The sequence below is a fragment of the Caldicellulosiruptoraceae bacterium PP1 genome, from assembly GCA_041320695.1.
In the GTDB taxonomy this organism is placed as follows: Bacteria; Bacillota; Thermoanaerobacteria; order Caldicellulosiruptorales; family Caldicellulosiruptoraceae; genus JBGGOQ01.
In genome coordinates this window covers 165,923-178,787 of the sequence record JBGGOQ010000002.1, presented here as the reverse complement: position 1 = coordinate 178,787, position 12,865 = coordinate 165,923, and the positions used below count along the sequence as shown (strand labels likewise).

The 12,865-nt window shown below is 26.7% G+C and carries 7 protein-coding genes; all 7 read left to right on the top strand.

The features are described 5' to 3' along the window. Nucleotides 1–111: 111 nt before the first annotated feature. The 7 genes from ACAG39_04415 (at nucleotide 112) to ACAG39_04385 (ending at nucleotide 12,758) form a co-directional block, all read left to right on the top strand. Complete coding sequence (locus tag ACAG39_04415; GenBank protein MEZ0536483.1) at nucleotides 112–450, top strand: DDE-type integrase/transposase/recombinase; 339 nt, start codon at nucleotides 112–114, stop codon at nucleotides 448–450. 463 nt (nucleotides 451–913) lie between these two features. Then, on the top strand, nucleotides 914–5,431 hold the full coding sequence (locus ACAG39_04410) for an endo-1,4-beta-xylanase (GenBank protein ID MEZ0536482.1): 4,518 nt from the start codon (nucleotides 914–916) through the stop codon (nucleotides 5,429–5,431). A 68-nt stretch (nucleotides 5,432–5,499) separates the two neighbouring features. After that, nucleotides 5,500–7,056, top strand: coding sequence for a response regulator (locus ACAG39_04405; protein ID MEZ0536481.1), 1,557 nt, complete (start codon nucleotides 5,500–5,502; stop codon nucleotides 7,054–7,056). A gap of 198 nt (nucleotides 7,057–7,254) precedes the next feature. Beyond that, nucleotides 7,255–8,829, top strand: coding sequence for a sensor histidine kinase (locus tag ACAG39_04400; protein MEZ0536480.1), 1,575 nt, complete (start codon nucleotides 7,255–7,257; stop codon nucleotides 8,827–8,829). Nucleotides 8,830–9,183: 354 nt separating this feature from the next. Then, nucleotides 9,184–10,839, top strand: a complete 1,656-nt coding sequence (locus ACAG39_04395) for an ABC transporter substrate-binding protein (GenBank protein MEZ0536479.1) — start codon at nucleotides 9,184–9,186, stop codon at nucleotides 10,837–10,839. Between the two features lie 67 nt (nucleotides 10,840–10,906). After that, nucleotides 10,907–11,830 carry an ABC transporter permease gene (locus tag ACAG39_04390; GenBank protein MEZ0536478.1) on the top strand — a complete coding sequence of 308 codons (924 nt, stop codon included), beginning with the start codon at nucleotides 10,907–10,909 and terminating at the stop codon, nucleotides 11,828–11,830. Nucleotides 11,831–11,855: 25 nt separating this feature from the next. After that, nucleotides 11,856–12,758, top strand: a complete 903-nt coding sequence (locus ACAG39_04385) for a carbohydrate ABC transporter permease (protein MEZ0536477.1) — start codon at nucleotides 11,856–11,858, stop codon at nucleotides 12,756–12,758. The last annotated feature ends 107 nt before the right edge of the window (nucleotides 12,759–12,865 follow it).

The following is a 12,865-nucleotide window of genomic DNA, read 5'->3' as shown; positions in this document are numbered from 1 at the left end:
TTTGTAGCTATAAGTGCATATGCAACAGTAAATAATGCATAGTATGCATGTAAACCACGTGCTACTTCCCGGGCACTCTGGGATATTCACGGTGTTAAAATCTCTCATGTTATGGTCAACAAATACGCTAAAACTGCCGCTGCCTTGGTTAAAGCATTCGTTGATAATTACAACTACAAACCCTCTAACTACCTTGCTGCCGATGAAACCTACATTAAAGTAAAAGGTATCAAGTATTATGTCTGGTTTATCATGGATGCTCTCAAAAAGTCCATCCTAGGTTATCGTGTATCCAGTACAAGAGATGTAAGTCCTTGTATCCTTACTATGCGTATGGCCTTTGCTAAGTTTAAAGAATATTTAGTCCCAATTCTCTCAAATTTAATTTTTCATATGTTAGTTAACACTACCGTTCATATAAATATGTCAATATTTATTACACTTATTTAATTAATATTTTACCATTTATTAATGTAATTTTCAAAAATATCAACGTTTCTATTTTTTTATTTATAAGAATTAATTAATTATTTTTTAGTACTTAAAAAGTTATTATTTATCTTAGCTTAATTTTTTATTAAAAATAATAGAAATTTATTATTTATTTAAATATATTTTCTTAATATATTTATATTATAAACCCATTAGTAAATGTAAATTTTTACTTGTATTAATTGGATTAGTTCAAAAGCAAAGGGGGGAATCTATTTTATAACTTAATATACTATTTTTCGCTCTCCATCCTAACATTTTTTCTGCTCTTAAAAAACTTGAATTTTACATCTCAGTTTGGCTAATGTTGATATTCTTATTTTCTTAATAAACTCAATATGGCTTGTTTTTATTAAAAACCCAAAACTAATATTTATTTTTTATGTAATTTTAATTAAAATAATATTAGGGAGTGTTTTTTATGAAGAGGTTTTTTGGTGTTTTTATTTCTATTATTTTTATTCTGTCCTTATTTTCCCCAATTTTATTTACATTACAAGTTAAGGCAACTGATAGTAATCCTTTAGATTATTTTGTTTCTTACAATTTTGAAAACGCTTCCAACGACGGATTTACTGCAAGAGGTCAATCTACTACTGTTTCAAGCGTTTATGATGTTGCCTATGAAGGCTTTTCTTCATTAAAGATTCAAAACAGAATATCTGTATGGGATGGATGTGAAATTGATAAAACAAACCAACTTTCAAGCGGAATAAATTATCAAGTTTCTACATATGTTTACCATACAAGTTCACAGCCACAACCTTTTAAAATTATTGCATTAATTCAAGATGAAAACGGTGAGAGATATCAAACAATTGCAGAAACAATAGCAATTCCAAATTATTGGAAAAACGTGTTTGGCAACCTTAACTTTTCTGTCACAGGAACATTAAGAAAATTATCTATATTTATAGTATCACAAAGCGATACATCATTTCCTTTTTATATAGATAAATTTGAAATAGCAGGTCCAAATAAGGTAGGAAAACCAGGTTTAATAGTTAGTTCGACATTTGAAAGTAATACAGTAGAAGGCTGGCAACCAAGAGGAAATGGTGTTTCAATAAATTTAAATAACTCTATTTCACACACAGGCAATTACTCTTTATATGTACAAGGAAGAACATCAAACTGGCATGGGGCTCAAATTGATTTGAAAAATATATTACAAAAAGGCAAGACATACACAATATCAGGTTGGGTATATCAAAATACGGGTTCTGAACAAAAAATTACCCTTACAATGCAAAATCAATATGATGGAGGAAATACCAACTATACGTCAATTAAATATAGCCAATCTGTTCCATCTGATACATGGGTGGAATTATCTGGAACATTTACTGTTTCTTCTACGGCTAATGTTATAAATAACTTAACCTTATATTTTGAATCATCAAATACAACTCTTTCATTTTATATTGATGATATAAACATTATCGACCAAAATGCTGTTTTGTTTGCTCCAGAATGGGAAATACCATCACTATTTGAATGTTATAGTAATTATTTTAAAATTGGCGTGGCTATACCATATAAGGTGTTAACAAATTCTACTGAAAGACAAATGGTATTAAAACATTTTAACAGTATAACTGCAGAAAATGAAATGAAGCAAGATGCAATACAAACAACAGAAGGCAATTTTAATTTTTCTATTGCTGATGAATATGTTAGATTTGCTCAGGAAAATAACAAGGTTATAAGAGGACATACACTTGTATGGCATCAACAAGTTCCAAATTGGTTTTTTTATCAAGCAGATGGTACAACATATGTTTCTAAAGAAGAATTGTACAATAGATTAAAAACTCATATAGAAACTGTTGTTTCAAGGTATCAAGGTAAAGTATATGCTTGGGATGTAGTAAATGAAGCAATTGATCCGAGTCAGTCAGATGGTTACAGAAGGTCTCACTATTTTAACATTGCAGGTCCTGAATACATAGAAAAGGCCTTTATATATGCTCATGAAGCTGATCCCAATGCGAAACTGTTCTATAATGACTATAATACTGAAGACCCTAAAAAACGTCAGTTCATATATGAAATGGTTAAAAGTTTAAAAGAAAAAGGTATCCCGATAAATGGTATAGGCATGCAATGTCATATTAATATAGATAGCCCTTCAATATCTGAAATTGAGAAAACAATACAGCTATTTTCAAGTATACCAGGTATAGAAATCCATATAACAGAGTTAGATGTAAATGTATATACAGATAATAGTACAAGTTTTTCAAATCCTCCAAGTGACTTAATGGTTAAATTAGCCTATAGATATAAAGATCTTTTTGATTTATTTAAGAAATACAAAAATGTAGTTACAAATGTAACTTTATGGGGATTAAAAGATGACTATTCATGGTTAAATAGTAGTAGAAACAACTTCCCTCTATTATTTGATAAAAACTATCAATCAAAATATGCCTTTTGGGCTTTAGTTGAACCAAATGTTATTCCACCACTTATACAAAAGATAACAATAAACAATGGGCAGGCTATAATTGATGGAAAAGAAGATAACACATATAAAACTGTAAAACCTATAAAAATATTTTCAGAACAAAATGAAATAGCCTCATCTAAGATTCTCTGGGATAATGATAATTTGAATATATTTATGAGAGTTAATGATAATACAAAAGATTCATCTGACCAGATTTATTTATACATTGATCAAAACAATGCTAAATCCCCTAACCTACAACCAGATGATATAATTATCAATTTGAAAAGAAATGGTGAAAAGTCATGTAATATTGAAGGGGTAATAAATAATGCTGTAATTAATGAAGATAATCAAGGTTATATAATTGAAATAAGCGTAAAACTACCAAATATTTTACCTGTAGTAAATTCGCAAATTGGGTTTGATATCTCAATTGTTGATAATCAATTAGTATACAATTGGAATGATACAACATCAAAACAATTATTAGAAACCTCAAAATATGGTATTATTGTATATGGTGATAAAGTAAAAATTGCATGTGCAAAAAAAGGCACACCTGCCATTGACGGCGAAGAAGATGAAATCTTTAAAGATTCAGAAGAAATTATAACAAATACTGTTGTTAATGGATCTGTTAATGGTGCTTATGCAAAAGTAAAAACTCTTTGGGATGAAAATAAAATATATGTCTTTGCAAAAGTATATGATCCTTTATTAAACTCTGATAACGCAAATGCTTGGGAACAAGATTCTTTAGAAATTTTTATAGATGAAAATAATGAAAAATCTTCTTCATATCAAGATGATGATGCTCAGTATAGAGTAAATTATAATAATGTTAAATCATATGGAACAGGAGCGTTGTTTGATAAATTCGATACAGTTACAAAAATTATTTATAATGATGGTAATGTGGAAGGATATATAGTAGAAGCAGCAGTATATGCAAAAACTATAAAACTTTATGGAGATTTATTAATTGGATTTGATGTTCAGGTTAATGATGCTGATAATACAGGAAAAAGGGTTAATGTTCTTACATGGAGTGATCCTATAGGAAATGACTATAGAGATACCTCAAGATTTGGGTGCTTATTATTATCTAATGAAAATACAAAAAGTATTTCTACTAATCTAAAAAGCTTACAAATAAGTGCAGGATCACTTTCACCAGCATTTAATCCAGAAATAACAAATTATAACGTTACTGTTGCTAATAATATCTCGAGTATATTGATAACACCAGTTGTTGAAGATAAAAATGCAAATATTACTGTAAATAACGGCAGCCCTTCTCAAATGGTATTGCTAAATGTCGGTGATAACGTAGTAACTATTAAGGTTACTGCTTTTGATAATTCTTTCAAGATATATACAATAAATATTAATAGACAAAACTCTGCAAATAGCGGAACAACATCAAGTGGAACAGGACAGACAACTAGTTCAATCTCTTCAACAATATCTAACAATAATTCACAGATGCAGCAAAAACAAGAGCAAAATACCAATGAACCTGATAATAAGCAAACTTCTACTAACAATAAAGAAGAATTATTGGTAGACTTAAAAAAAGGTGTTACAAATGCGATATCCTCAAAAGAATTAAATATAGTTACTATACCAAACGTTGTCCAACTAATTATACCAAAAGAAGCAGTTCTATCTAATGGTATTATAATGATAAATGAAATTCCAATTGATAAAATAGATAATTTAAATATAGCATCTAAACCTATTGAAATTACAACAACAGCTAAAATTAAGGGAAACATTGAAATAAAATTTGAAATTGACAAAAATCTTATTTCAGAAGATAATATCCCTATTGTTTTGAAACAAAAAAATGATAAATGGCAAATTGTTAGAACAAAGGTAGTAATAAATGAAGTTACGGCAATATCAGATGGTGGTGGAAAATATATTGTTGCTGTTGATAAAGCTGAGAATATTTTTGAAGATATAAAATCACATTGGTCAAAAGATGCTATTACAAAATTATTAACTAATGGAATAATAACTGGGTATGAAAATAAGACATTTAAACCAAATGAAAAAATTAATTTAAATGAACTTATTGTAATATTATCAAGAACATTAAATTGGGAAGGTACAGAAAATGAAAATTCACTAAATATTAATTTACCTGCTTGGGCAAAGGATGCTTTAATTAATGCTTTTAATAAAGGTATAATTAATAATGAAATGCTTAAAGATTCTTCAAAGAAGTTAACAAGATTAGAGGCTATAGAATTAATTGTGAAAGCAACAGAAAACCTATTACCAAAAATAGAAAATAATAAACTAGAATTTTCTGATATTAAAGATATATCTAATGATAAATTGCTATCCATAGAAAAAGCTATATCATTGGGATTAATATCAGGATACTCAGATAATACATTTAGGCCAAATGCTCCTATAAGTCGTGCTGAAGTATGTGCTATTATTTCGAGATTACTTTCCTCTACTTCAAAATAAGTAAAAAACATGGGAGTCATAATTATCTGGCTCCCATGTTTTAAATTATTTAAGCTGGGGGGTTTATAATGAATATTCTTGCTGTTGATGATGAAGTAATAGAAGTTCAATGGTTGGAAAAAGTATTAAAAGAAAAATTTGATTCTATTTTTTATAACATTTTTATTTGCAGTTCTCCGCAGCAAGCCTTAGAAATTTCAAATTCAAATGTAATTGATATTTTAGTTGTCGATATGAACATGCCTGAAATAAACGGCATCCAATTGTCAGAGAAAATAATAAGTAAAAATAAAAAATGTAAAATTCTTATTATAAGTGGTTATGATGACTTCTATTATGCTAAAAAAGCAATTGAATTAAAAGTACATAAATATTTGCTTAAACCAGTAAGTGAAGAAGAACTTATAAAAAATATTAATGAACTTATAATTGAAATAAAAAAGTCAAAAGATGAAGAAAAAACAAAATTATTAACAGAATACATAATGTCTGATTTTATAAACTTGGTAATTAAAGGTATTATTAACAATTTCACCATTGATGACATCAATGATTATCTTAAAATTAATAATATAACATGGTTTTATTCAAACGTTGGAATAATATTGCTTAAAATTGATAATTTTTATTCTTTAGTTAATAAATATCCTGAATATCAAAGGAATTACATAATTAGAGAAATAAAAGGCTATATAGCTACTACACTTAAATACTTTAGTTTTGATTATACATTTATTGATGATAATGAAGTGTGTTTGATATATACTAACATTAATAGTCAATTACTCAATATTCTGTATAATCTTATTCAGAAGCTATATTCTAATAAAAACTTATCAGTTACTGCAATAATAGGACCAATGGTGAACAGCGGCCTTGAATTAAAAAAATCGTATGAACAAGTAAAAAACTATCTTGATATAAAAATATTCTATAATAAAAGAAATATTATATTTACAACCCAGAATAACAATATTGATTTAAAAGATATAAAAATTGAAATTGATAATATTTTGAAAAATATTAATGAATACTTCAAAAATAAAGAAGGAATTGATATATTAATCGAAAAATTAATTAATTGCTTCTTGGTAATTAATGACAGATATAAGGTTATTAATTTGTTAAATTATATAATAATTACTGTTTATGAAAAACTACTTCCTTATAAAAATAAAAGTCTTGAATTACTAACTGATGAAAAAATATTATTTAACAACAAATTAACTCAAGAGGAAATAACTGATAAACTTAGAACCATATTTTATAAACTTTATGACAGTCTAAATGAAGAAATTACTGATTATAATGTTACAATTATAAAACAAGTAGAAAATTATATAGAGAAGAACATAGAAAAAAGGATAAAATTAAAAGATATTGCTCAACATTTTAGGTTTTCTCCTAATTATCTGAGTATGTTATTTAAAGAAGTGAAGGGAGAAAACTTTATAGAATATCTGCATAAGAAAAAATTAATATATGCAAGAGATTTACTTAATAATCCGTCATTAAAAGTTTATGAAATTTCAGATAAGCTTGGTTATAACAATGTTGCACACTTTACCAAGCAGTTTAAAGATTTTTTTGGCTATACACCTACTGAATATAGAAAAATAAAATGATTTTTAGATATATGTTTTTAATGAAGGTTTAGGTGAGTTTTTATGAAATTAACTATTCATAATTTTAAGAAAAAATTGATTAGATTTGATACTCGCTTATATATATTTGTTTTTTTATTAGTTTTAATTCCCAATACATTTTTGTGCGTAAACTTTTACTATAAAATTTATGGAATGGAATCAAAGAGGTTCAAAGAGGTGATTGACTATTCAATCAATCAACTATCAGATAGTATTCTGAAAAATATTAATTATATAGAAAACTTAACCAACTATGTGTTCTTTGATTTAGAGGTTCAAAAAATCTTTAATTTAGAATTTCATAATTATGATGATATTGAAATGTTAAATAAAATGATAATAAATAAAATCAATGTCATTTTGCAAATAAGTAAAATGCCTATGATAATCAGAATTTATGTTAATAATCCTAATATACCTGAAGTGTATTTTGATGAAGATAAGTTTCCATCGTACATTAGAAGAACAACATATGTAGAAATTTATAGAATGAGTTCAATGAATAAAATTCTAAAAAATTACTATAAAAACTTATCAAATTCAAAATTATTAGTATTACCAGATGATGAAAAACATGAACGAATATCTTTCTTAAAAGCTTTTTATAATTATAATGAACTTTCTAAGGTCGGATTTTTAAGAGTCATCATTGATAAGGATGTTATTTTTGAACCAATAATAAAACATAAAAATACAAATATTTTTTTCCCAATAACTATAACTACAAACGATAAAAAAATAATTTTTTCTAATGTCAAAGACTTCAAAAGTATTAATTTAATTAATTATCATGTGTTTTACAAGCAGATAAATAATAACTTAAGTATTAATTATTATGTGCCTATTGAAGTAATTAAACAAGATATATATAGAATAATTTTTACTCTCATAATGGTAACACTTCTTAGTTTATTAATATCATTTATTATTGCATATTTATTAATAAGTTTTATCTTAAAACGAATTAAAACAATTAAAAATGCCATTGAAGAATTTTCTAATGGCAACCTAAGTAAACGTATAAATATTAATTATAATGATGAATTTAAAGAAATAATTGAGACATTTAACAAAATGGCAAATGAAATACAAACACTTATTGAAGAAGTGTATCAACAAAAATTAGAAAAAAAGCAAATTGAGTTGGAACTTTTACAGTCTCAAATAAATCCACATTTTTTATATAATTCTTTTTCGTCGCTTTTAAGATTACATCAATTAAATGAACATGAAAAATTGGAAAGATTTATACATAACATGGTCAGTTTTTATAGATTATCACTATCTAAGGGTGAAAAAATAACATCATTAGAAAAAGAAATAGAATTAATAACTAACTATTTAGAAATTTACAAAATAAAATATTCAGAAGATAAGATTAACTACAGAATACAACTTGATAAAAATATCTTAGAAATTAAAATACCAAAACTTACATTACAACCAATTATAGAAAATTCAATAGTTCATTTTGCAAAAAAAGGCAAGTTGAATATATTATTAAAATCCAAAATAGAAAAAGATATTGTTTATATTGATATTATAGATAATGGCAATGGTATCTCTGATGAAATTCTTGAACAAATATTGGTTAGTGATTTTACTTCAAAAAGTTATGGATTATATAATGTTAACAAACGATTGAAACTATATTATGGAGAAAATTATGGAATTAATATTATTAGTAAAAAAGGATATTTTACAAAGGTAACAATTAGTATACCTATATGTCCATTAAGTAATGTTTCATAGGCATTAGCTTATATTTTCGGAGGCTATCATATAACTGTTTGATAGCCTATTTTTTATATTACTACATTATTCATACTATTATTTTATAATAAATAATTTTTAATATTTTGATAATTATAGTAGAATTTTAGTATTTAATTATTATGAAATAATAACTATTATTATTATTGTATATAGTAATTAATTGTAAATATTACATAATAAAAATATACTTTTTAATTCTTCATATTTTTTAATGAACAAAATGTAAGCGTTTTATTAATATCAAAACAAGTAACATTATGCTTTTCAATATTTTTCTTAAAGGCTATTATTTTTTAATGGCATAAAAAATATATAAGGGGAGGTTTTTTAATGAAACTTAAACGTATTATTAGTTTTATTTGTTTACTTACTTTTGTTATTAGTATTTTTAGCTTTAATAGTTTAACAAAAGGTAATAAGGTAATAGCTGCTTCAAAAGCTCCAATAACTTTAACATTCTATAATGGTAATACTACCGATAAACCGCATTCAGACCTTTTTGGAACTAAAATTGGTAAAGAGATTACAAAACTTACTGGTGTAAAACTTAAAATTAATTATCTTGTAGGAGAAGATGAAGCAACTAAGGTTTCAATTATGATTGCTTCTGGAGATTTACCCGACTTAATATATGGTCATCAAGAACATGGTAAATTTATTGAAGCTGGTTTGTTAGTACCAATTGAAGATTATATACAAAAGTATGGTGTTAACACTAAAAAAACTTATTCTGCACTAGATCTAAAAAGATTAAAACAAAGTGACGGACATATCTATTTCTTATCACCTCAACGTTCAGAACCAAGTGTTAGTAATCCAGCAAATGCTGGTTTTTGGCTGCCACTTGATGCTTTAAAAGAAAATAAATGGCCAAAGATTAGATATTGGGATGATTATTTAACATTTATCAGAAATTATGTTAAAAAACATCCTACAATTGATGGTGCTAAAACAATTGGTTTTACATTCATAACAGAATCTTGGAGGTTCTTTACTTTAGAAAATCCTCCATCATACTTAATGGGATATCAAAATGATGGTGATGTTATTGTAGATCCTAAAACATATGAAGCAAAGCAGTTCTTTACAAGTGCTGGTGCTAAAAGATATTATAGGGACCTTAACAAGTTATGGAATGAAGGCTTAATTGATAAAGATGCATTTGTTCAGGGATATGACCAATATATAGCAAAGATTGCCCAAGGTCGTGTTGTTGGTTTCTATGACCAAGGTTGGCAATGGTTCTATAACGCAGGAATGAGTTTGATTCAAAATAAAAAGGAAAATAAATTATTAGTTGCATTTCCTGTTACTTATAAGGGTGTTGCAAAATCAAAATATAATGTCTTACAACCAATTGGGGCAAGAGATGGTATTAGTATAAGTAAAAAATGTAAAAATCCTGTAGCGGCTTTTAAATTCCTAGATGCATTACTTTCAAATGAAGCTCAAATGCTCATGTATTGGGGTATTAAAGGTGAAGATTATTTATTAGATAAAAACGGCAAACCATATAGAACTGCTGAAATGAAGAAAAAGCATAAAGATGATGAATATTGTAAAAAACAAGGCTATGGTTATTGGTGGTTATTCCCACATGCAGAAGTAAAACTACCAAATGGTATATATAGAGGCCCAGGTAATGATCCAGATGATGCATATGATGATTATACTCCAATTGAAAAAGAAGCTTTAAAAGCATATAACATAAAATGCTTCAATGATTTATTAGATAAAACAACTGTTTCACCATACGGTTTTGCATGGGATATAAATGTTCCAGCAGATAGAACTGATGTAACATTAGCTAACCAAAAAATGCATGATGTAACAAGAAAGTATTTACCAAAACTTGTAATGGCTAAACCAAATGAGTTTGATAAGATATGGAACGAATATGTTAAAGCATTTAGTAAAACAAATTATACTGTTTATGAAAAGTTTAAGACTGAGCAAATTAAGTGGAGAATGAAGGCTTGGAACTAAAGTATTATCAAGTTATGGCGGGTTTTTGAAACCCGCCATAAAATTATCATAAATTGGAGGTTTATAAATGAATTCAAAAAGAAGTGAAGTTGCAAAAAAGTTTGTGAAGCAAAAAGCATTATTCAGTATGCTAATTCCTTTTATTATTTATGTATTTATTTTTAATTATATCCCTGTAGCAGGTTGGATAATGGCTTTTCAAAATTATAATCCAGTTTTAGGATTTAAAAATTCAAAATGGGTAGGTATAGATAATTTTAAATTATTATTTTCAGATTATGATTTTTGGATGGCTATGAGAAATACATTATCAATTAGTATTATTAAGCTTTTTTTAACATTTGTAGCTGCTGTTACTTTAGCACTTATGATTAATGAAGTAAAAAATACTTTTTTCAAAAGAAGTGTTCAAACTATCTCTTACCTGCCTCATTTTATATCATGGGTTGTTGCTGCAAGTATTATTACTACTATTTTGTCGCCAGAAACTGGTATATTAAATTCAATACTAAAATCATTAAATATTATTAATCAGCCAATTGTATGGTTAGGTGAAGGTAAGTATTTTTGGTGGATTTTGGGTATATCAGAGGTTTGGAAGGAAACAGGATGGAATGCTATTGTTTACCTTTCAGCCATGACTGCTATTGACCCTCAATTATATGATGCGGCAGCTGTTGATGGAGCTTCACGTCTGCAAAGAATTAGACATATAACATTACCTGGAATTTCAAATATTATAAGTATACTTTTAATTCTAAATACAGGTTGGTTACTAAATGCCGGTTTTGAACAAGTATTATTGCTTCAAAACCCTTTAGTTGAAGAATATAGTCAAATTATCGATACATTTGTTATTAAATTTGGGTTATCTATGTATAGGTATTCTTATGCAACAGCTGCTGGTATATTTAAAAGTGTTGTCAGTATATTACTAATTTACGCAACAAATAAATTAGCAAAGCGTTTAAATTTCTCACAGGTTATCTAAAAATATATATTTATAAAGGAAGTGTATGTTAATGAGAAAAAAAAGTTTAGAAGATATTATATTTGATACAGTAATTTATGTATCGCTTATATTTGTAATGCTAATAACACTTTATCCATTTTTAAATCTTCTTGCAATTTCATTTAATGACGCAGTTGACTCAATAAGAGGTGGCGTATATATTTTCCCACGAAAGTTTACAACATATAACTATAGAGTAATATTAACTGATCATAACATTTATATGGCTGCGTTTATATCTATATTAAGAACAGTGATAGGAACTTTTTTAGGTTTACTTACCACTCTTCTTATTGCTTATCCATTAAGCCATAAAGACTTATTATTTAGAAAACAAATAAGTGCTTTTTTTGTTTTTACGATGTATTTTAGTGGTGGTTTAATCCCTTCATATTTTCTAATTAAGTCTTTAAATCTGATAAATTCTTTTTGGGTATATATTATACCTAATTTATTTAGTGCATTTAATGTAATAGTTTTAAGAAGCTACATTGAAACCTTACCTACAAGTATATATGAATCTGCTAAAATTGATGGTGCAGGTGACTATAGGATTTTATTTAAAATTATATTACCATTAACATTGCCTGCTTTAGCTACAATCGCTCTTTTTATTGGTGTCTGGCAATGGAATTCATGGTTTGATACCTTTTTATATACATCTCAAAGGCAAGAAATAAGCACATTACAGTATGAACTCCAAAAGGTTTTACAAGCAGCAAGTAAGCAAATGAGCCAGAATGCTGATTTTTCGATGGGGCAATCTGGTGGAGCAAGTAACACTATAACTCCAAATTCAATAAGAGCTACGATGGCTATTGTTGCTACCGTTCCTATTTTAATTGTATATCCTTTTTTACAAAGATATTTTATAACTGGATTAACTTTAGGTGGTGTCAAGGGTTAATATTTTTCAAACTCTATATAAATAATTAGGGTAGGTATATTAATCAAATGCCTACCCTTACTAATTAAAATAAAAAATAAACAAAAAATAGAAGAGGCTGTCTAAAA